The following is a 21,532-nucleotide window of genomic DNA, read 5'->3' on the forward strand; positions in this document are numbered from 1 at the left end:
GTGGGGGCGTTCCAGGCGCACATTGGGCGTGAGCACCCAACTTCCCGGTCGCCGAACTGTGCGCCGCGCACAGGTGCCGGGAGATGTCTCACGCCGAGCCTGTTGACGGAACACGAGGCGGACGGCGACGATCGGCGCCATGCCTCTCGGTCCTGCCCTGGGCACCCCCCAACTCTCCGAACCGCTCCGCCGGGAGCGGTGGCGGATCCTGCACGCCGTCCACGACCGGGTCGAGGAGGTGGCGGAGACCGCCGTCGAGGTGATGCGCGCGGAGATCCCGTCGTACGCACTGCAGGACGAACGGTTCTTCGAGGACGTACGGGAGCAGGTGCTCGAGCACTATCGGATGCAGTTGGCGGCGCTGGCCGGCGACCGCGACATGGCCCCCGAGGACCTGGTTTTCAGCCGCGCGGCGGCGATGCGCCGAGCACGCGCGGGGTTCGCCCTGGAGGACTGGATCAGTGCCTTCCGGGTCGGCCGGCAGGTGCTGTGGGATGCGCTGCTGGACTGCGCGGGCACGTCCGCCGAGGCCCAGCAGGCCGCGCTGTCCCTCGTCACCCCGCTGATGCGGTACGTCGACTACGCCAGCACCCATGCCGCGCAGGCATACGTCGAGTACCAGCAGCACGTGGTGGCGGACGCCGACCGGGAGCGCCGGGATCTCCTGGACCAGCTCCTGGCAGGCGTGGCACCGACGCGCGGTCCGCTGTTCGCCGCGGCACAGGCGTACGGCATCGGACCGCGCTCGCCGATGATGGCGGTCGTGGCGGTGTGTGTCGGCGACACACGCACCGGGGACCTCACCTCGGCCGAGAACGGGTATGCCACCAGCGCGTCGATCAGCGTTGCCGGGCCCTGGGCCGGCAGAACCCTGGTCGTCGTGCGCCACGGCGAGGTGGTGGCCGTGCCCGTGGTCCGGGCCGGCATGAACGCAGAAGACATATGCGCCCACTTCGAGGCCGTGCAGCGGCGGCTCGCGGGAGAGGGAACCATGCTGTCCATGGGCATCAGCACGGTCGCCCGGGGCCCGTCCGAACTGCCGCGCGCCTACGAGGAGGCGCGAGCCGCCCTCGACCTGGTGCCGAGCGGGGGCGGAGTGGCGGCGCTGCCGCGGCTGTCCCCGTTCGACTACCTGGCGCTGCGCGCCGACGACCTCGCTCGCCAGCTGGTCGATCCGCGCGTGCGGGTGCTGCTGGAGGAGGACCACAGGCGTGGCGACACACTGGCCACCACCATACGGGCCTTCGCGGAGGCAGACCTCAATCTGCGGCTGGCCGCCGACCGGCTGCGGGTGCACCACAACACGGCGCACTACCGGTTGCGCCGAATCGAGGAACGCACCGGCCGCAATCCGCGCCGGATCGCCGACCTCCTGGAACTACTGGTCGCCCTCGCCATCCGCGACGGCGCCAGGGAAGGTGAGGATTGCCAGTGAGCGGCATCGTGGAGTCTGCCGGGACCGAGGCGGCACGTCAGCCAACGGGCGGGCAGGGGGGCATGGGCTTGCCGGAGGGGCTCGCCGGGCAGAGCCGAACGGTCCGGCGTGCGCTGCTGGACGCCGCGCTGGAGGTGTTCACCGAGCGCGGTTACACCGACGCCGGCCTCACCGAGATCGCGGCGCGCTCCGGCATCCCGGTGGGCACCCTCTTCCAGCATTACGGCGGAAAGCGAGGGCTTTACCTGGCCCTTTGGGAGGAGTTCCGGGAGGAGCAGGAGCGCCTGACCGCAGTCACGTTGGCCTCCGAGCGCAGCCGTGGTGTGGACGACCCCATCGCTCTCTTCGTGACGGGCGCCAGGGCCTACCTGGAGGGTGCCTGGGACAATCGAAGGCTCGGCAGACTCCTCGTGGAGGACGATGGCCCCGCGGGCTTCGACGCGCTGCGCCGCCAGTGGGACCGCGCCTGGGTACGGCGCAACGCCCGGCTGCTGGAGGTGGACGAGCGGCGACGCGCCGGCCGGGTCCGGGTGAGCGTACTGACCACCGTCATCGGAGGGGCGGCGCGTGAACTGGGTGACTGCGGGGACGAGACGGAGGCCCGGGAGATCGTGGACGAGGTGTGCGGCATCCTGCTCCATCTGTCGGCACCGCCCGGCTGAATCGCCCGGCGCATGGCGGGGGCAAGGGGACCGACCACAGCCCGACGATGACCGAGCCCGATCCAGTCGCAGACAGGCGGCCCGGCGAAGTCGACGCCGAGGGTTTCGAACGAGCGGCTCACGCCCCGGCGTCGATTCCGACTGGCCTGCGACGCGTCGTACGAACCGATGCTCGCCCCGAAGGCCATGCCATCGACCGACGCGGTGTCGACAGCCGCGCCCGGATCAGCGGTCGCCGGGGAACCGCAGGGCGTTCGCCCAGAGCCGGGTGACCGTGGACACGAGTTCCTCGAAGTCCAAGGGCGTACCGTCTTCTTGCCGTTCGCCGAGCACGAAGGTGTTGTAGGCCATGACGCTGACCATGCCCGACAGCGCACGGGAGGCCATCGTCGGATCGACCTCACGGTCTGCGAAACCCCGGGCCTGCAGGTCGGCGATGCCGCGGGCATTGCGGCGGATGAACGCGTCGGCGCGCCGGCTTCGGAACTCGCGGAACTCCGGCTCCACTTGTGCGACCTGCTCGAGCAAGGCCATCAGCTTCGCGTTCCGTTTGTATGCCTCGAGATATGCACGATTGCTCGCCTCGAGTACCGCATAGGGATCGTCGTTACCCTGCACCCGACCCATGCCGGGGTGCATCATGTCCTCCTGCGCCTCCAGGAGGACGGCGGCAAGCACCTCTTCCTTGTTGGCGAAGTAGGTGTAGAAGGATCCCGCCGCGCATTGAGCCTCTTTGGTGATGTCGGTCAGGCGGGTGTCGAGGTAGCCCTCCCGTTCGAACACCTTCCGCGCGGCCTTCACCAAAGCGGCCCGCGTCCGTGCTCCCCGCTTCGTCGTAGGCGGCTCGCGAAGGTGCGAGAGGGGCGCCATGGGCGGTGTCTTCTCGCCGTCGATCTCCTCGTGCGCAGTGGTCTCCACCCCGCTCACGTTAGTTGAATCCGACGCCAGAGTCACAAATGCGCAAGGCGAACGGATCCTTCCGGTCGGGCCCTTGGGCAACGCGTCGACGAACCGGGCGCCGGATCTCGCACCGTCTCGCCGGCTGACCGACACTGCGCCCGGTCGGTCGATCGGTCGATCGGTCAGGCGCTGATCCCGAAGCGTTCGGCGAGTTGGCGACGGGTGTCGGCGGCGCTGGTGTGCAGCACGCCGCCGATTCCGATCCGTGCCGCTCCGTCGAGGTTCTGCTGCAGATCGTCGATCATCACTGCCTCCTCGGGGTCGATGCCGAGACGTTCACATGCGATCGCGTACATCCGTCGGGAGGGCTTGCGGATCCCGACCTCGGCGGAGATGACGACCACATCGGCGACAGCGGCGAGGTCGACGCCGTCGTAGGTTCCGGTACCGAACGAATTGGATACGAGGGCAACGGGATGGCCGGCCGCTCGAAGATCGCCGAGCAACGCGAGCATGTCCTGATCGATCGACATTCCCGCTTGCATCCGGGCCGTGAGCCCCTCGGCCGGAACGAGGGCTCCGTGGGCGCGGAGACGTTCGGCGAATCCTCGCTCGAAGGCCTCGGCGTCGATACGGCCGCACTCGTGGTCGGCCAGGAGGGTGCGTGATGGCTGGTCCCGGCCGAGGAGGTCCAACGGCAGACGTGGGTCGCCGCCGAGGGAGGCGCCGAACTCGGTGAAGGCCCGCAACACACTGGAGGTGATGACCCCGCCGAAGTCCACCAGGACCGCGGTTCGGGTCTTTTCCACCATGTTCGACACGGTATCCAAGCCTCTCTCTCGTGGTTGGCCTACCGTCGACCATGCGACGGCAGCCATGTTTCGTCGGCTCTCATGAAGTGCCTCAAGTGCCGCGCCCCGGCCGGACCTTGCCGCCCGTATCCAGAGGGATGCCGAGCTCAGGCGACCTCGAACAGTCCGGCTGCGCCCATTCCGCCGCCGACGCACATCGAGATCACCACATACCGGACCCCTCGCCGCTTGCCCTCGATGAGTGCATGCCCCACCAGGCGGGCACCGGTCATTCCGTACGGATGACCGACCGAGATCGCGCCGCCATTGACGTTGAACCGCTCCGGGTCGATGTGCAGTTCGTCGCGGCAGTACAGCGCCTGGGAGGCGAACGCCTCGTTGAGTTCCCACAGGCCGATGTCGTCGATGGTGAGGTTGTGCTGCTTCAGCAGTTTCGGAATGGCGAACACCGGGCCGATGCCCATCTCCTCCGGCCCGCAACCGGCAACGGTCATGCCCCGGTAGACGCCCAGCGGTTCCAGTCCGCGGCGCTCTGCCTCCTTCGACTCCATCAACACCGACGCCGAAGCGCCGTCCGACAACTGCGAGGAGTTGCCCGCCGTCACGCTGGAATGCGCGCTCACCTGACCGTCGGGCAGCACGGGCGCCAACCCGGCCAGGCCTTCGAGCGTCGTCGACGCGCGGTTGCCCTCGTCCCGGGTCAGGGTGACCTCCTCGTCCCGCACCTCCCCGGACTGCTTGTCGGGGACTTTCTTGACGCTGTTGAGCGCGACGATCTCCCGGTCGAACAGGCCTGCCTCCTGCGCCGCCGCGGTGCGCTGCTGTGACACCAGCGCGAACTCGTCCTGGCGTTCCCGGCTCACGCCGTAGCGTTCGGCGACGATCTCCGCCGTCTGCAACATCGGCATGTAGATACTCGGCTTGTGCTCGACCAGCCAGGGATCCGCCATGCGGTGGGTGTTCATGTGGTCGTTCTGCACCAAGGAGATCGACTCGACACCGCCGCCTACAGCGATCTCCATGCCGTCCGCGACAATCTGCTTGGCGGCCGTCGCGATGGCCATCAGGCCAGACGAGCACTGCCGGTCGATCGACATCCCCGACACGGTGTCCGGAAGTCCGGCACGGAGAGCGGCCTGACGCGCGACGTTGCCACCGGAGGACCCCTGCTGCACGGCGCAGCCGAAGATCACATCCTCGACCTCGCCTCCCTCGAGCCCGGCGCGCCGTACGGCGTGCGACAGGGCATGGGCGGCGAGTTCCTGCGCCTGGGTGTCGTTGAACGCGCCGCGGTAAGCCTTTCCGATCGGCGTCCGTGCCGTCGAAACGATGACTGCTTCCCTCATGTCGCCTCACTGTTTCCTGTTGGTCCGGTTCGTCCCGGGAGCTTCGGAGCCGGAATTCCGAGCTCCGTGAGCCGGGCTCGACGCCGGTAGGCGATGCCGAGCGCCAACTGCGGTGCGGTGAGGGCTCATTGACCGCCTCCCCCGGTGACCGATGACGTCAGCCATGGCCTCAGGGGGACGGGAGTCGGCCTCCGAACCGGTTATAGTTGAATTCGGCGTCATGTTCAACTAACCCCTCTCGGAGGCTCGGGCAGCGTGATGTCACCGCCCGACACGAAGGGCGCCGAAGCACCGTGCACAACTGCTGTTGAGGGCATGCCCTCATGCTCGCGGCCTTGACATCGCGATTCCCTACCTGAAGGCTACCGACCAGTCGGTATGAAGAGGTGGATCGTGACCGAGCTGAGCATCTCCACCGGTGCGGGCGTATTCCACGCGATCGTGGCCGGTCCGCCCGAGGGCCGCCCGGTGCTGCTGCTGCACGGTTTCCCGCAGACGGGGCTGACGTGGCAACGGCAGATCGCGGCGTTGGCCGCGCACGGCTACCGGGTGGTGGCGCCCGACCAGCGCGGGTACTCACCCGGCGCCCGCCCCCAGCGGCCCGAGGACTACCGCATCAGCCTTCTCGTCGACGATGTGGTCGCGATCACGGAGGAACTGGGCTGGACGGCGTTCGACCTGGTCGGCCACGACTGGGGTGGCGCGGTGGCCTGGTGGACCGCTGACGCCCACCCCAGCCGCGTACGCACCCTGACGGTTGTCTCGACACCTCACCCCGGCGCTCTGGCCACCGCCCTGCGCACCGACAAGGACCAGCGCGAGCGCTCGCACTACATGATCGACTGGCGCGAAACGCCCGCGACCGAAGAGCGCATGCTGGCCCATGATGCCCTGGAGCTTCGCGCCCTCTACGCCGGAAAGGTCCCGCAGGACAGTGCCGAGGCCTATGTGCGGCACCTGTCCCGGCCAGGCGCTCTCACCGCTGCGCTGAACTGGTACCGGGCAGGCCGCCCCGACGGCGCGATCGGCGTCATCGACGTGCCCACGCTGTACATCTGGAGCACGGAGGACAGCGCGTTCGGCGCGGCGGCGGCACAGGAGACCGGACGGTGGGTCAACGGGCCGTACCGGTTCGAGACCCTCCAGGGCGTCAGCCACTGGGTCCCCGAGGAGGCGCCCGAAACGCTGAGCCGGCTGCTGCTCGAACACCTGCGAGCGCACGGCGAGTACGGAACCGCAGCGAGTATCCCGTTCGCCGACTCTCCGAAGAGGTGACCATGAAGACAGCGCACGCGGCCTGGCGCCGACTGGAGCCCGTACACGGCATGATCTATTTCGTTCCCGAGGCAAGGCGACGGTACGCGGACCTCGGACTGAGCGGACGCGCCGGGTACTTCACCTCCCGGAGTGCCGCGTTCGGCCGAGCATCCGCCGAGCTGGTCATCTCGACCTTCTACAACTTCAACCCCGATTTCGTACGGCAGGCGGTCGACCGGGCCTGGGACGCAACGGCGCCGCAGAAGGTGCTCGAAGCTCGGTACGCCGCCGCGGGCGAAGCCCTGCGGCGGGCGGGCATCCACGAGCTGCCCGACTTGGACGAGGTCCTCGCGCTGACCCGCCGAGCCGCCGAGGCGGCCTGCGAACATCCGCAGGGCCGCCCGCTGTTCGCCGCGCATGCCGCTCTGCCTTGGCCGGAGGAGCCGGTGCTGCAGCTGTGGCACGCCCAGACGCTGCTCCGGGAGTTCCGTGGAGACGGCCATGTCGCGTGCCTGCTGAGCGAGGGCGTCGGGGGCTTGGAAGCCCTGATTCTGCACGCCGCCACCGGTGAGGTTCCCGTCGACTTCCTCAAGGCGAGCCGCGCATGGCCCGAGGAGGAGTGGGCCGGCACCCAGGAGCGCCTACGCAAGCGAGGTCTCCTCGACGGCGACTCCCTCAGTTCGGAAGGTGTCATCCTGCGCCGGCACATCGAGGACCGCACCGACCGCCTGGCCCTTCCCGCCTACGCCGCACTGGGTGACGCCGGCTGTGAGCGTCTCGCCGAACTCGCGAGCCCGTTCGGCCGCGCCGTGGTCGAAGCCGGCCTTCTCAAGCTCGGCTGACCGGGCCTCTTTCCCTCCTTCCGCCGCGTGCGCAATCTGCTGGAGCTGGTGGTCATGGCCGGCGAGGTCGTGCTCTCGCCCGGCTTGAGAACGACCGCCGCACCGACCTCCTCACCGAGATCGGCGTTGGGAAGGCCGATGACCGCGGCGTCGGCGACCGACGGATGCTCGCCGTCTTCGTTTGAGCCACCTATCCGAGCCTTCGAGGGTGGGCATGGGGACAGCACGCACAGCCTGGCCCCGAACTATGTTGTCCCACCACATGTGCGCCCGACCTGCATGTTCCTACCGTGTGCCCACACGTACCCGTCCCCACCGCACACGAGGAAGTGGCGCACATGGCCTCAGCAGCATCCGCTCCCCCGACCCCCGCCAATCTCAAGCGCATCGTCGCCGCCAGCCTCATCGGCACCACCATCGAGTGGTACGACTTCTTCCTCTACGGCTCGGCCGCCGCCCTTGTGTTCAACAAGCTGTTCTTCCCGGAATCCGACCCGCTCGTCGGCACGCTGTTGTCGTTCCTGACGTACGCGGTGGGGTTCGCGGCGCGGCCTCTGGGCGCGCTCGTCTTCGGGCATTACGGCGACCGGCTGGGCCGTAAGAAGCTGCTGGTGCTGAGCCTGCTGCTGATGGGCGGCGCGACGTTCGCGATCGGTCTGCTCCCCACGTACGCGACCGTCGGCGCGGCCGCCCCCGTGCTGCTGACCACGTTGCGCCTGGTGCAGGGCTTCGCGCTGGGCGGTGAGTGGGGCGGCGCCGTCCTGCTGGTGTCCGAGCACGGTGACGCCAAGCGGCGCGGGTTCTGGGCCTCGTGGCCGCAGACCGGGGCACCCGCCGGGCAGCTCCTGGCAACCGGTGTGCTCTCGCTGCTGACCGCCACGCTGTCGGACGACGCCTTCGGCTCCTGGGGCTGGCGCATCCCGTTCCTGCTCTCCGGCGTCCTGGTGATGGTCGGTTTGTGGATACGTCTTTCTGTCGATGAATCGCCCGTGTTCAAGCAGGCGTTGGCGCACGCCGAGGCCCGCAGGACAGCACGAGACGCGGAGCCTGAGAAGATGCCGCTGGTCTCGGTGCTGCGCCACCACTGGCGTGATGTGCTCGTCGCGATGGGCGCCCGCATGGCGGAGAACATCAGCTACTACGTGATCACCGCCTTCATCCTCGTGTACGCCACCACGTCGGCCGGCGTCTCCAAGCAGACGGCCCTCAACGCGGTGCTCATCGCCTCCGCCGTGCACTTCGCCGTCATCCCGGCCTGGGGCGCGCTCTCGGACCGGGTCGGCCGTCGGCCCGTCTATCTGCTGGGCGCCGCGGGAGTCGGCCTGTGGATGTTCCCGTTCTTCTCCCTCATCGACACCGGCGGCTTCGGGAACCTGGTGCTCGCCGTCACTGTCGGTCTCGTCCTGCACGGCGCGATGTACGCGCCCCAAGCCGCCTTCTTCTCCGAGATGTTCGCGACCCGCATGCGCTACTCGGGTGCCTCCATCGGCGCCCAGTTCGCCTCGGTCGCGGCGGGCGCGCCCGCACCGCTCATCGCGACGGCTCTGCTGGCCGAGTACGACAGCGCCACACCGATCGCCCTGTATGTGATCGCGGCGGCCGTCCTGACACTGATCGCGGTGGGAGTCGCCAAGGAGACACGCGACCGCGACCTGACGGAGGTCGAGTCCCCGGCCGACGAGCGGCCGACGGCGGCCCCGGCCGCGGACGCGCGCACCGTCTGACCCTCTGGTCCCCTTCACTGACCCCCGCAGGCGGATGACGCGTGCGGGGGTCAGTGCGGTGCGGCCGACGACAACCGGTGCAGCCGCAGGGCGAGTTGGATCTCCAGTGCGCGGGCCGGACTCTGCCAGTCGTCCCCGAGCAGCCGTCCCACGCGCTCCAGCCGCTGCGCCACCGTGTTCACATGCACATGCAGGTCGTCCTTCGTGCGCGCCGGGCTCATGCCGCAGGCGAAGTACGCGTCGAGGGTGTGCAGCAGATCGGTGCCGCGCCGTTCGTCGTACGCCACGACCCGGCCGATGGTGCGCTCGACGAAGCCGGAGAGGTCCCGGTCTCCGGCGAGCAGCAGCCCCAGGAAGCCGAAGTCCTCCGCGGCGGCACCGTCTCCGGCGCGGCCGAGCAGACGCAGGGCGTCCAGGCAGCGCCGGCCCTCCGCGTAAGCGGACGCCACCGCGTCCGGGCGGGCGGCGAGCTGCTCGACGGGCGCGGAGGCACCGACGGTGACCCCCTCGTGCACCGCGGTGCCGAGATGCTTGGCCGTACGACGGGCCAGGTTCGTCGCGGTGTCGCCGGGCGCGAGGGGGAGCAGCAGGACCGTGCCGCCGTCGCGGGCGGCGGCGAGCCCGTGCCGGGTGGTGGCGAGATGCGAGGCGGCGGACCACAGGCGTCTGCGGGCGGCCGCCTCCTGGTCGGCGTCTGCGGCTGCGGCGTCGAGCCGGGCGGCCAGCACCACATGAGGGCCGTCGAGGTCGGCGCGCAGGCGGGTGGCCCGCTCACGCAGCAGGCGTGGATCGCGGTCGCGGGCATCCAGCAGGTCGTCAAGGAGCTCGCCGCGGACGCGCTGTTCGGCCTCGGCGGCCGAGCGTCTGGCGAGCAGGAGCAGTGAGGTGACCATCGCGGCCCGTTCCAGCGTGCGCTGGTCGACGGGGTCGAGGCCCGGATGACCGCGCAGCACCAGCGCGCCGAGCAACTCGCCTCCGGCGGCCACCGCGGCGACCCAGTCGTCCCCGTGCCGCACGGCGTGACCCTCGGTGCGCGACGCCTCCACAGCTGCGGTCGGCGCGTCGCCCGATTCGGCGAACTCGACGGTGCCGTCGAGGACTTCGGAGACGGCGGCGGCCACGTCGTGCACCCCGCCGCCGCGCAGCACGAGCTCGGCGAGCCGGTCGTGGACGTCCGACGCACGCTCGATCACCCCGCTGCGGTCCCGGATGATCTCATTGGCGCGGCCCAGCCGGTCGAGGGCAGAGCGAGTCTCCGTGAGCCAGTTCGCCGTGTCGATGGCTGCCGCGGCCAGGGCCGCGAACGAGCCGAGGAGGGCGATCTGCTCCCGCTCGAAAACCCGCGCGCGACGGTCCGCCGCGAACAGCACCCCGATGACCTGGGGCCCGATCATCAGCGGCACCCCGAGAATCGCCACGAGCCCTTCGTCCCGTACGCCCGAGTCGATGGCCTGGGTGTGCTGGAAGCGCTCGTCCTTGAAGTAGTCGTCGGTGACATAGGGGCGGGCGGTCTGCGCGACGAGTCCGCCCAGCCCCTCCCCCATGCCGAGCCGCAGTTGCTGGAAACGTGCGGCGACCGAGCCCTCGGTGACCCGCATATAAGTGTCGCCCCTGGCCTCGTCGTTCAGGCTCAGATACGCCACGTCCGTGCCGAGCAGCGACCGGGCCCGCTGCACGATCGCCTGCAGTACGGCGTCGAGATCGCGCAGGCCTGCCAGGTCGTGCGCGGTCGCGAAGAGCGCGGACAGCTCGGCCTCACGACGGCGCCGTCCCTCGATCTCCGAGCGCACACGCAGGGCGAGCAGCTTGGCCTGTTCGAGCGCGGCGATGCGCTCGGGCGGCCGGCCCTCGGCGCGCGCGAGCAGCACGGGCTGTTCGTACGCGTCGGCGGACGCGCCTCTGGCCAGGAGTTCCAGAAACGGCGCCTCGGCGCTGTCGGCGGAGTGCTCGGCGGATTGCACGTGATCGCGGGACATGCTCACAGGATTACGCATCGGCGGGCCGACACCGGAAGACCTGTGGACAACTCACGCCCGGACTCCGGTTCCACTCCGGCTCAGTGCGCGGTCCAGCCCCCGTCCATCACCAGGGACGTACCGGTGACGAAGGCCGCCTGCGGGCCGCACAGATAGGCCACGGCCGCCGCGACCTCCGTCGGCTCGATGAGCCGCTTGACCGCGCTGTCCTGCAGCAACACTTCGGCCAGGACGCGCTCTTCGGGAATCCCGTGCGCCTGTGCCTGGTCGGTGAGCTGCTTCTCGACCAGTGGGGTACGCACATAGGCGGGGTTCACACAATTCGAGGTGACTCCATGAGGCGCGCCTTCCAGGGCGGCGGTTTTCGAGAGCCCCTCAAGGCCATGTTTCGCGGCCACATACGCCGATTTGAACGCCGAGGCCCGCAGCCCATGAACCGACGAGACATTGACGATACGGCCCCAGCCCTGCCCGTACATATGGGGCAGCGCTCCGCGGATGAGCCGGAACGGTGCCTCCAGCATCACGGTCAGTACGGTGTGGAAGACATCGGGCGGGAACTCCTCGATGGGGCGCACCAACTGGAGCCCGGCATTGTTCACGAGGACGTCGGTGCCCGCCGCCGCCTGCTCCGCCGCGTCGAGGTCGGTGAGGTCGAGGACGTGCGGCTCGACGGTGCCCGCCAGGCCTTGGGCCTGTTCGGCCAGCGCGTCCAGACCCGTGGCGTCCCGGTCGACCGCTCTCACCTTGGCACCGGCGGCGGCGAGCCGCAGCGCGCAGGCGCGGCCGATGCCGCCTGCGGCGCCGGTGACAAGGGCGGTGCGGCCGCCGAGGTCGAGTGCGGGGGCGTGGAGGCCCGGGAGGGCGCTGGGCGCGGTCATGCCTCGACCCTAAGCAGCGCCCACGCCCCAACCGATGTGGTCACCGCACACACTTCACCCTCTGGCCATGGGTGCAAACCATGTGGGTGCGTCGGACAGCGCCTGCTTGATCCGGAAGAGCGCGTGCTCGCTCAGCTCCGGCAGGGCGTCCACGTCGAACCAGCCGACCTGCAGCGACTCGTCGTCGTTGACGCGGGCTTCGCCGCCGACGGCCCGGCACCGGAACGTGGTGTCCATGAACTGACAGATGTCGCCGTTGTCGAAGGTGACCTGCTCCCCGGCTTCGACAAGGACGACCCGCTCGACCTCGCAGCGTACGGCGGTCTCCTCGTACACCTCGCGCACCGCACAGGCCGCGGGCTGCTCGCCGGGATCCGGGATACCGGAGATCAGCGCCCAGCGACCATTGTCCGAGCGCTGCCCCAACAGCACTCTGCCCTCGTCGTCGAAGACGACGGTGCTCACGCCGGGGAGCCAGAGAAGCTGATGGCCCGCGGAGGCCCTGATCGTGCGGATGAAGTCAGGAATAGCCATGACTCGACCCTAACGGCGCTGCTCCGTTACACCGGCGGTTCGAGAACCCGTCCCGCATGTCTAGCTGCCGGTGGTCCGACGTCCACGCAGCGTTGTAGCCACCGCCCAGCCGAGCCCGCCCGCCGCGACAAGCACCAAAGCCATCTCGGGGAGGATTCCGAGCTTCGTGGCGGGGGTCTCCGACGAGCGCAGCGGCACCTTCTGGACCAGCGAGTCGGCCACGAACATCCCGGTCTTCTGGGTGATCTTCCCGTCCGGCATGATCACGGCGCTGACGCCACTCGTCACCGGCACCGTGACGGTGCGGCTGTGTTCCACGGCGCGGACGCGGGACATCGCGAGCTGCTGGTAGGTCATCTCGCTGCGGTCGAAGGTCGCGTTGTTGCTGGGCACCGAGATCACCTGGGCGCCGTCGGTGACGGTGCTGCGCACGGCCCAGTCGAAGGCGGCCTCGTAGCAGGTGGCGAGGCCCACCTTGGCGCCGTCCATGGTGAACACGCCCGCCTTGGTGCCACGGCTGAAGTCCTGGCGCACCATGGTCGTCCAGTTCTTGTTGATGGCCCCGAGGAGCGAACGCATCGGAAGGTACTCGCCGAAGGGCTGGACCTGCCGCTTGTCGTAAGTGTCGACTGCGCCCTTGACCGGGTCCCACAGGATCTGCTCGTTGTAGAGCTTGCCGTCCCGCTCGACGACACCGCCCACCGAGATGGGGGCGCCGATCGCCTTGGCCGCGCCGTCGATCACGGCGCGCGCGTCGGCGTTGGTGAACGGGTCGATGTCGGAGGAGTTCTCCGGCCACAGCACGAAGTCCGGCTGGGCAGCCTTGCCCGCCTTGACCTCGGCGGCCAGCCGCTCGGTCTCCCGCGCGTGGTAGTCGAGAACTGCGCGCCGCTGGGCGTTGAACTCGAGCCCCGCACGCGGCACGTTGCCTTGGATGACCGCGACGGTCGCCGTTCCGTTCTCTGCCTTGTCACTCACCAGCGTCCGCGCGGCGACTGCCCCCGCCACGGGCACGACGACGCTGAGCAGCGCCGCCGCGGCGGCACCTCGCCGGACGACACGCGTACGGCGGCCCTCGACGACCAGGCGCACGATCTCGTACAGCCCGAAGCCGCAGAGCACGACCGCGAAGCCGAGCACCGGGGTGCCGCCCACGGCGGCGAGCGGAAGGAAGACGCCGTCGGCCTGCCCGAAGGCGATCTTCCCCCAGGGGAAGCCGCCGAACGGCGCACGCGCGCGTGCCGCCTCGCCCGCGATCCACACCGCGGACGCCCACAGCGGCCACGCGGGCAGCCGGGAGACGAGCGTGATGCCCGCACCGACCAGTGCTATGTACACCGCCTCCACCGCGACGAGAGCCAGCCACGGACCGGAGCCGACCTCGACACCGGTCCACACGAGCAGCGGCAGTAGAAACCCGAGTCCGAACAGGTATCCGAGCCCGAGACCCGCCTTCCAGGAGCGGCCGCGCAGCACCCAGGCGAAGACCGCGAAGGCCGGCAGGGCCAACCACGACACGGTCCGTGGCGGGAAGCTGACGTACAACAGCACTCCGGAGAGCGCCGCGGCGGCGGCCGGAACGAGACGCCGCGCCAGTCCCGCAGCGCGCGAGGCGGGTGCGGCCTGGGGTTCGAGCTGGTCCGGCTCGTCTACGGTGGTTGCGGTGGCGGTCACTCGGGGAGTGTACGGCGCGTGACCTTGGCGCCGACAGCACGGTCTCGTCGGCCTCGGTGGGCGAACGGCTGCCGGCAGGACGCTCCGCGCGTCTACTGCAACGTTCCTGCGCAAGATCGACTACAACCTGTATGACCTCCTGAAACGCCAAGGACATACAACTCCTGCGCGGCAGGCGGCCGGGAGGGGACCGTGATCGGCGAGGAGGCTTCGGCAGGTACGTGCACATTCAGGTCAGGTGTCGCGGCGCACCCGCAGGTTGCCGACGGCACGTTCCAGTTCGGCGATGCGGTCGGCGAGGTCAGCTGACTCGGTTCCGTCGGCGTCGCGCAGTTGCAGCTCGATCTGGGCGAGCCGCTCGGTGATCTCCGCCAGCCGCTCACCGCTGTCCGCCGCCGCACCGGTGCCTGGGGCCCCTCCTCGCGGCTCGTCCAGGGCATCTCCCGCGGATTCCGCCGGTTCTGGGGACCCCGCTGGTCCCGTCGATTCCGCGGGCGTCCTCTCGCCGACCAGCAACCGCCGCAGCTGCTCCGCTTGTGCGGCGAGCTGGCGGTTCTTGCGGTGCAGGTCCAGGAAGACGTTGACCTTGGTGCGCAGCAGCCACGGGTCGAAGGGTTTGGTGAGGAAGTCGGCGGCGCCGATCGCGTATCCCCGGTAGATGTAGTCCGTGTCGGCGTCGGTTCCGGTCAGCAGGATGATGGGAACGTCCTTGGTCTGATCCAGGCGCTTGATGCTGGCGGCGGTCTCGAAGCCGTCCATGCCGGGCATCAGGACATCGAGCAGCACGACCGCGAACTCCTGGCGCAGCATCGCCTTGAGGGCCTCCTCTCCGGAGCGGGCGCGTACCAGCTGCTGGTCGAGTGAGCCGAGTACGGCCTCCAGCGCTACCAGGTTCTCCTCCATGTCGTCGACGATCAGGATGTTGGCCTTCTCGGGTGTGGTCGGGCTCATGGCTTCTGCCTCGGCGGGATGCTTTCGTCGTCCTCGACGGTGTGTGGTTCTTCCGCGGTTCTTGGCTCCGGTGCCGGGCGGCCGTCCTGCGGGTCGAGCAGGTCGCAGATGACCGTCAGCAGGCGGTCCACGTCCACGGGCTTGGGGACGTAGTCGGAGGCGCCGCTGTCGATCGCTTTCTCGCGGTCGCCCGGCATGGCCTTGGCGGTGAGCGCGATGATCGGCAGCTCGGCGAGGTGGGGCGTGTGCCGGATGGCCCGAATCGCCTCATATCCGTCCATTTCCGGCATCATGATGTCCATCAGGACCAGCGACATGTCGGGACACCGGTCGAGGACCTCGATGCCTTCGCGGCCGTTCTCGGCGTACTTCACGGTGATGCCGACGCGACCCAGCACATGGGTGAGCGCGAAGACGTTCCGGATGTCGTCGTCGACGATGAGGATGCGGCGCCCTGCCAGCACGCGGCCGGGGCGGCCACTCAGCCACTCCTTGAGCCGTGTCGTCTCCGGCCAGGTGTCGTCGCGGCCGTCGGTGGCCTCCGGCGTTCCCCTGCCGATCAGACTGTCCGCGCTGCCGAAGACGCCGCTCGGCGCGTAGTCGGCTGCGGACGGCGACGGTCCTGCCGGTCCGAGGAGCGCGGCGGGGGTGGTGGCACCGGTGGTCCGCGGCGCTGCCGGGTCGGGCTCGGGAGGGACGCCGGGGTGGCGTGATGGAACGTAGAGGGTGAAGCGGGATCCGACGCCCAGTTCGCTCTCGGCGACGATCCGGCCGCCGAGCAGCGCGGCGATCTCGCGGCTGATGGACAGTCCGAGCCCGGTGCCCCCGTACTTGCGGCTGGTGGTGCCGTCGGTCTGTTGGAACGCGTCGAAGATCACCGACAGTTTCTCGGGCGGGATGCCGATGCCGGTGTCCTTGACCGAGAACGCGATGACGGTCTCGGCGTTCCGCAGCACCTGGTCCTCGAAATTCGTTCCCGGCACACGCTCGACGCGCAGTTCCACGCCGCCGGACGAGGTGAACTTCACGGCGTTGGACAGCAGGTTGCGCAGGATCTGCTGGAGGCGCTGCTCGTCCGAGAGCAGCTCGCTCGGCACGTTCTCGCCGACCGTGACCTCGAAGGTCAGACCCTTGTCGAGGGTCAGCGGGCGGAACGTGGCCTGCACGTATTCCAGCAGCTTGACCAGCGGCAGGGCCTTCGGGCGCACATCCATCCGGCCCGCCTCGATCTTCGACAGGTCGAGGATGTCGTTGATCAGCTGGAGCAGGTCGGAGCCTGCACGGTGGATGGTGGCCGCGAACTGCACCTCCTGGTCGGACAGCCTGCCGTCCGGGTTGTCGGCGAGCAACTGCGCCAGGATCAGAAGCGAGTTGAGCGGGGTGCGCAGCTCGTGCGACATGTTGGCCAGGAACTCGGACTTGTACTGCGAGGAGGTGGCGAGCAGGGCGGCCTTCTCCTCCAGCGCGGCATTGGACCGCTGGAGCTCATCCGAGCGCTTGCGCAGCTCGGAGGTGAGGCGCTGGGACTCCGAGAGCAGGGACTCGGTGCGGGAGTTGGCGATGATGGTGTTGATGGAGACGCCGATGGTGGTGACGAACTGGTCGATGAAGGCGAGGTGTACGTCGCTGAATTTGCTGAACGAGGCCAGCTCGATCACTCCGAGTACCTGGTCCTCGAAGAGGATCGGCAGGATGACGACGTTGGCCGGGAGTGCGGCGCCGAGCCCGGAGTTGATGGTGATGTAGTCCGCGGGGACGTCGGCGATGAGGATGCGCTTCTTCTCGAGGGCGGCCTGGGTGATCAGGCCGCGGCCCGGCGTCCCGGAGTCGAGCAGCGGGCCGCTCCCGCTGACCGCGTCGGTGCCGTAGCCGGCGATGAACTGAAGCCCCTCGCCCGGCCTGGCGGCCGCCTCGGTCAGGAAGAACGCCCCGAACTGTGCGTTCACCAGGGGCGTCAGCTCTCGCAGGATCAGGTCGGCGACCTCGACGAGATCGCGGTGGCCCTGCATGAGGCCGGCGATGCGGGTGAGGTTGGACTCCAGCCAGTCCTTGGCGCGGGTGGTCTCGCGGAGGTTGGCCACCATGAGGTTGACGTTGTTCTTCAGCTCGGCGACCTCGCCCTGCGCCTCGACCGAGATGGCGCGGGACATGTCGCCCTGGGTGACGGCGCTGGCGACCTCGGCGATCGCGCGGACCTGGGTGGTGAGGTTCGAGGCGAGTTCGTTGACGTTGGTGGTCAGCCGCTTCCACGTTCCGTAGACGCCCTCGACGCGGGCCTGGCCGCCCAGTTGCCCCTCGCTGCCGACCTCGCGGGCGACACGGGTGACCTCGGAGGAGAAGGAGGAGAGGGTGTCGACCATCGTGTTGAGGGTGGTCTTCAGTTCCAGGATCTCGCCGCGCGCGTCGACATCGATCTTCTTCGACAGATCGCCCTGCGCGACGGAAGTGGCGACCTGGGCGATGTTGCGGACCTGCGAGGTCAGATTGTCGGCCATGAAGTTGACGTTGTCGGTGAGGTCCTTCCACACCCCGGAAACGCCACGGACCTGAGCACGTCCGCCGAGCCGCCCCTCGGTGCCGACCTCGCGGGCGACGCGCGTGACCTCGTCCGCGAACGCCCGCAGTTGCTGGACCATCGTGTTGACGGTGTCCTTCAGTTCCAGGATCTCGCCGCGCGCGTCGACATCGATCTTCTTCGACAGGTCGCCGTTCGCGACGGCCGTGGTCACCTGCGCGATGTTGCGGACCTGCGAAGTGAGGTTCAGCGCCATGAAGTTGACGTTGTCGGTGAGGTCCTTCCACACCCCGGAGACTCCGCGGACCTGCGCCTGGCCGCCCAGGTTCCCCTCGGTGCCGACCTCGCGGGCAACGCGCGTGACCTCGTCCGCGAACGCCGAGAGCTGGTCGACCATCGTGTTGATCGTCGATTTCAGCTCCAGGATCTCGCCCTTCGCCTCCACCGTGATCGTCTTGCCCAGGTCGCCCTGTGCGACGGCGGTGGCGACCTGGGCGATGTTGCGGACCTGCGAGGTCAGATTGTCAGCCATGAAGTTGACGTTGTCCGTGAGGTCCTTCCACACCCCGGAGACGCCACGGACCTGAGCACGTCCGCCGAGCCGCCCCTCGGTGCCGACCTCGCGGGCGACGCGCGTGACCTCGTCCGCGAACGCCAACAGCTGGTCGACCATGGTGTTCACGGTGCTCTTGAGCTGCAGGATCTCGCCCCTTGCGTCCACGGTGATCTTCTGGCTGAGATCGCCGTTGGCGACGGCGGTGGTCACCTGGGCGATGTTGCGGACCTGCGAGGTGAGGTTCGAGGCCATGAAGTTGACGTTGTCGGTGAGGTCCTTCCACACCCCGGAGACTCCGGGCACCTGCGCGCGTCCGCCCAGTTGCCCTTCCGTGCCGACCTCGCGGGCGACGCGCGTGACCTCGTCCGCGAACGCCCGAAGCTGGTCCACCATCGTGTTCACAGTGAGCTTCAGCTCCAGCAGCTCGCCGGTCGCCTCGACCGTCACCTGCTGGGTCAGGTCGCCGCGCGCCACCGCCGTCGTCACGACCGCGATGTCGCGCACCTGCGCCGTCAACCGCGCGGCCATGGTGTTGACGGCCTCGGTGACGTAACGCCAGTCGCCCGACAGGCCCTGCACCTTGGCCCGTCCGCCGAGCCGCCCCTCGGTCCCGACCTCACGTGCGACCCGGGTCACCTCGCCCGTGAACAGGGACAGCTGGTCGACCATCCGGTTCACCACGCACCCCAGGCGCCTTAGTTCACCGCGGAGTTGGCGGTTTCCGTCATGCAGATCCACCCGCTGCGTCAGATCACCGGCGGCCACCGCGTCCAGCACCCGCGTCGCGTTCGCGACCGGAGCCACCAACGCCTCCACGAGCTGGTTCGTCGCCTCCACGCTCGTCGCCCATGCCCCCTGCCCGGGGCTCGCCGCGATCCGCTCGTCCAGTCTGCCCTGCCGCACGACCTCGCGGCGCACCCGCTGGAGCTCCGTGGCCAGATGCGCGTTCCGGGCGCCGATCTGGTTGAGCACCCCCGCCATCTCCGCCAGGACACCTTCATGCACACCATCCACGCGAACAGTGAAATCCCCGTCACACAACGAATTCATCGCCGCGAGCAACGGCCACAGCTCGGCAGTGCGCACCCATTGCCCGTCCGGGACGGAGCCCGGCCGGTCGGCGGATTCCGGGGAGCGAGCGGCCGGGGAAGCGGGAGGCGGGGCCGGGTCGAGTGTCATGGCAGCCCACTCTCAGTAATCAGTCAATATAGGGCGATTGTCGTAAAATACGTCACATAGCTGGAGTTTATGCCACTGGAAAGGTCATGGAGTCGCCCGTGGGGTCGTTGCCCTCTCATCCGCGTAAGTTCGTCTCGCGTACGACCCTTCCCGCCGACGACTCCGCGGCCTCCGCGGCACGCACGTTCGTGCGCGCCGTGCTCGCCGAATGGACCGACCCTGCACTTCCCTCCTCACCGAAGATCACCGGCCGGGTCGTCGACGACGCCGTGCTGCTGGTCAGCGAGCTCGTCACCAACGCCGTCGTGCACGCGGGTACCACGATCGAGGTCGTCTGCCGCCTGGAGGCGGGGCACGGTTGGCCCGCCTCGTCCCCACGCGACGTGGACAGGCCCGTCGGGGTCGTCATCGAGGTGGCGGACCGCCACCCCTCCCGCGCGGTGCACGGCGGGAAGGACGCACGGCGCGAGCGGTTCGGGCGTGGACTCCAGGTCGTCGGCGCACGGGCCGAATCGTGGGGCGTGACGTACCGGCGCGCCCAGAAGACCGTGTGGTTCCGGCTGGAGACCACGGCCGAGGAGCCGGAGACGGTCGGCGGCTCCTTCGACGAGGCATCCCACCGCGAGCCGCACGGCGAAGAGATCCTCGCGACCGCCCCGCCGCACGACCGCCGCGACGGCACCGCCGAGTGGGTCGAGCGCGGAGGGCCGTCGTTCCTCGCCGAGGTCAGCGAGCTCCTCGCCGGCCAGCTCGACCAGGACATGGTCGCCGCTCTGGCCGGGCAGCTGTTGGTGCCCAGACTCGCCGACTGGTGCGGCGTGTGGCTGTGCACCGAGAGCGGCGGGATGCGGCTCTCCTGCGTCTGGCACGCGGACGAACAGCGCATCGAGGCGCTACGCCGCGTGCTGGCGAAGGACCCGCCGCCGGCCAGGCTCGGCACGACCGGTATCCCCTGGCCCTGGCCTTGGCCAAAGGGCCCGGACACGGGCGACGCGGGCGGCTCCGCGATCGCCTTCCCCCTGGTCACGGGTAGCCGCTGCCACGGCGTGATGCTGCTCGGCCGGGCGGGACTGCTGCAGATGACCGACAGTGTCGTGCGGCTCGCTGAGGACGTGGCGCGGCGTGTCGCCCAGGCGGTGGTCACGGCCCGCCGGTACACCCGGCAGACCACCATCAGCCGGGCGCTCCAGCGCAGGCAGTTGCCCGCCTCCCTCGCCAGCATCCCGGGCGTCGACACGGCGATCGTCTACGAGCCGCACGGCCAGGGCCAGACCGTCGGCGGCGACTTCTACGACCTGTTCCCGATGGGAGACGGCCGCTGGGGCTTCCTGCTCGGCGACGTGTGCGGCCACGACCCGGAGGCGATGTCCGTCACCGGCCTGGCCCGGCACCTGGTGCGGCTGCTGGCGCGCGAGGGCCACGGCGTCGCATCGGTGCTCGGCAGGCTGAACGCGGCGATGGCGGAGGAGAGCGCTGAGGCCGTGGCGCTCAGCGGCGAGCAGGCCCGGCCCCGCTTCCTGAGCCTGCTCTACGGAGAGCTGGAGCCCGACCCGGTCGCGGGCGGCGCGCACGGCACGCTCGCCAGTGCCGGGCACCCGCTGCCCCTGCGGCTGTCCGTCGACGGCTCGGTGGCACCCGTAGCGGACCCGCAGATGCTGCTCGGAATCGGCGAGGACATCCAGTTCCACGCCAACTCCTTCGACCTCGCGCCGGGCGAGACGCTGCTCTGCGTGACCGACGGCGTGACCGAACGCCGCAGCGGGAACCGGCAGTTGGACGATGACGACGGCCTGTCCGAGCTGCTGCGGAGCTGCATGGGACTGAGCGCCAAGGCCATCGCGGAACGCGTACGGCAGGTGGCGCACGACTTCGACACCGGGCCGGTCGACGACGACCTCGCGGTGCTGGTGCTCGAGGCGGTCCCGATGCCCGCACCGGTGCCGGGGGCCGCTCAGGTGCGGCGCCAGGGATGATGCGGGACTCCGGATCGTTGTCGGGCACCAGGGCCTGTCGTCGCGGGGCAGACGGGAATGTGACGACAGGCCCTGGGCCAAGGCCGGACCCCGGCCTTGGCCCGCTCGGACGGATCGGGGTTCCCCGAGGAGTACACACCGCTTCACCTTCGGCGACTTCTACGCGAAGATCAACGGACGGACGCCACCTCGCTTGCCCCGCATGACCAGCATGTTTGCTAGATCGCCAGGTCGGTGCTTTCGCAGGCACGAAACGTTTCTGCGTAACGTGTCCACAAATCGGCGCATCACCCGTTACGGTGTGCCCGAGCCTCT

Annotated in this window: 16 protein-coding genes; 6 read left to right on the forward strand and 10 right to left on the reverse strand. The window is 69.5% G+C overall.

The window, feature by feature from the left end; translation table 11 throughout:
• The first annotated feature begins 139 nt into the window (after positions 1–139).
• On the forward strand, positions 140–1,435 hold the full coding sequence (locus tag IEY95_RS01675; protein ID WP_189183988.1) for a PucR family transcriptional regulator: 1,296 nt from the start codon (positions 140–142) through the stop codon (positions 1,433–1,435).
• Positions 1,436–1,497: 62 nt separating this feature from the next.
• Positions 1,498–2,097 carry a TetR/AcrR family transcriptional regulator gene (locus IEY95_RS01680; RefSeq protein ID WP_189183989.1) on the forward strand — a complete coding sequence of 200 codons (600 nt, stop codon included), beginning with the start codon at positions 1,498–1,500 and terminating at the stop codon, positions 2,095–2,097.
• Positions 2,098–2,322: 225 nt separating this feature from the next.
• Here the strand turns inward: IEY95_RS01680 and IEY95_RS01685 are convergent, their stop codons facing one another.
• From IEY95_RS01685 to IEY95_RS01695, 3 genes are all read right to left on the reverse strand, one after another.
• Positions 2,323–3,015: a TetR/AcrR family transcriptional regulator gene (locus tag IEY95_RS01685; protein WP_229702506.1), complete on the reverse strand. Its 693-nt coding sequence runs from the start codon at positions 3,013–3,015 to the stop codon at positions 2,323–2,325.
• A gap of 164 nt (positions 3,016–3,179) precedes the next feature.
• The gene (locus IEY95_RS01690) at positions 3,180–3,809 is read right to left on the reverse strand and encodes an HAD family hydrolase (protein ID WP_189183990.1); all 630 of its coding nucleotides are present in this window, start codon (positions 3,807–3,809) and stop codon (positions 3,180–3,182) included.
• Positions 3,810–3,955: 146 nt separating this feature from the next.
• The gene (locus IEY95_RS01695) at positions 3,956–5,155 is read right to left on the reverse strand and encodes an acetyl-CoA C-acyltransferase (RefSeq protein ID WP_189183991.1); all 1,200 of its coding nucleotides are present in this window, start codon (positions 5,153–5,155) and stop codon (positions 3,956–3,958) included.
• A 402-nt stretch (positions 5,156–5,557) separates the two neighbouring features.
• On the opposite strand from IEY95_RS01695, the gene IEY95_RS01700 reads away from it, so the two are divergent.
• Complete coding sequence (locus IEY95_RS01700) at positions 5,558–6,430, forward strand: alpha/beta fold hydrolase (RefSeq protein WP_229702561.1); 873 nt, start codon at positions 5,558–5,560, stop codon at positions 6,428–6,430.
• A 2-nt stretch (positions 6,431–6,432) separates the two neighbouring features.
• The gene (locus tag IEY95_RS01705) at positions 6,433–7,254 is read left to right on the forward strand and encodes an SCO6745 family protein (RefSeq protein WP_189183992.1); all 822 of its coding nucleotides are present in this window, start codon (positions 6,433–6,435) and stop codon (positions 7,252–7,254) included.
• On the opposite strand, the gene IEY95_RS50345 is transcribed toward IEY95_RS01705, so the two are convergent.
• Complete coding sequence (locus IEY95_RS50345; RefSeq protein WP_308429264.1) at positions 7,155–7,481, reverse strand: AMP-binding enzyme; 327 nt, start codon at positions 7,479–7,481, stop codon at positions 7,155–7,157. The genes IEY95_RS01705 and IEY95_RS50345 overlap by 100 nt on opposite strands.
• Before the next feature lie 111 nt (positions 7,482–7,592).
• On the opposite strand from IEY95_RS50345, the gene IEY95_RS01715 reads away from it, so the two are divergent.
• Positions 7,593–8,978: an MFS transporter gene (locus IEY95_RS01715; protein ID WP_189183993.1), complete on the forward strand. Its 1,386-nt coding sequence runs from the start codon at positions 7,593–7,595 to the stop codon at positions 8,976–8,978.
• Between the two features lie 50 nt (positions 8,979–9,028).
• Here IEY95_RS01715 and IEY95_RS01720 read toward each other — a convergent pair whose 3' ends face one another.
• From IEY95_RS01720 to IEY95_RS01745, 6 genes are all read right to left on the reverse strand, one after another.
• Positions 9,029–10,954, reverse strand: a complete 1,926-nt coding sequence (locus IEY95_RS01720) for a helix-turn-helix domain-containing protein (RefSeq protein ID WP_189183994.1) — start codon at positions 10,952–10,954, stop codon at positions 9,029–9,031.
• Between the two features lie 80 nt (positions 10,955–11,034).
• Positions 11,035–11,835 carry a 3-hydroxybutyrate dehydrogenase gene (locus IEY95_RS01725; RefSeq protein WP_189183995.1) on the reverse strand — a complete coding sequence of 267 codons (801 nt, stop codon included), beginning with the start codon at positions 11,833–11,835 and terminating at the stop codon, positions 11,035–11,037.
• A 54-nt stretch (positions 11,836–11,889) separates the two neighbouring features.
• Positions 11,890–12,369: an NUDIX hydrolase gene (locus IEY95_RS01730; protein ID WP_189183996.1), complete on the reverse strand. Its 480-nt coding sequence runs from the start codon at positions 12,367–12,369 to the stop codon at positions 11,890–11,892.
• A gap of 60 nt (positions 12,370–12,429) precedes the next feature.
• Positions 12,430–14,043 carry an apolipoprotein N-acyltransferase gene (gene lnt / locus IEY95_RS01735; protein ID WP_189183997.1) on the reverse strand — a complete coding sequence of 538 codons (1,614 nt, stop codon included), beginning with the start codon at positions 14,041–14,043 and terminating at the stop codon, positions 12,430–12,432.
• A gap of 234 nt (positions 14,044–14,277) precedes the next feature.
• The gene (locus tag IEY95_RS01740) at positions 14,278–14,994 is read right to left on the reverse strand and encodes a response regulator (protein ID WP_189183998.1); all 717 of its coding nucleotides are present in this window, start codon (positions 14,992–14,994) and stop codon (positions 14,278–14,280) included.
• Entirely contained in the window at positions 14,991–19,115 is a 4,125-nt protein-coding gene (locus IEY95_RS01745) for a HAMP domain-containing protein (protein ID WP_229702562.1), read from the reverse strand. Before IEY95_RS01745 ends, IEY95_RS01740 begins: the two co-directional genes overlap by 4 nt.
• 215 nt (positions 19,116–19,330) lie before the next feature.
• On the opposite strand from IEY95_RS01745, the gene IEY95_RS01750 reads away from it, so the two are divergent.
• On the forward strand, positions 19,331–21,217 hold the full coding sequence (locus IEY95_RS01750; protein ID WP_189184000.1) for a SpoIIE family protein phosphatase: 1,887 nt from the start codon (positions 19,331–19,333) through the stop codon (positions 21,215–21,217).
• Positions 21,218–21,532 lie beyond the last annotated feature (315 nt).

The organism is Streptomyces albiflavescens (assembly GCF_014645835.1).
Taxonomy (GTDB): Bacteria; Actinomycetota; Actinomycetes; order Streptomycetales; family Streptomycetaceae; genus Streptomyces; species Streptomyces albiflavescens.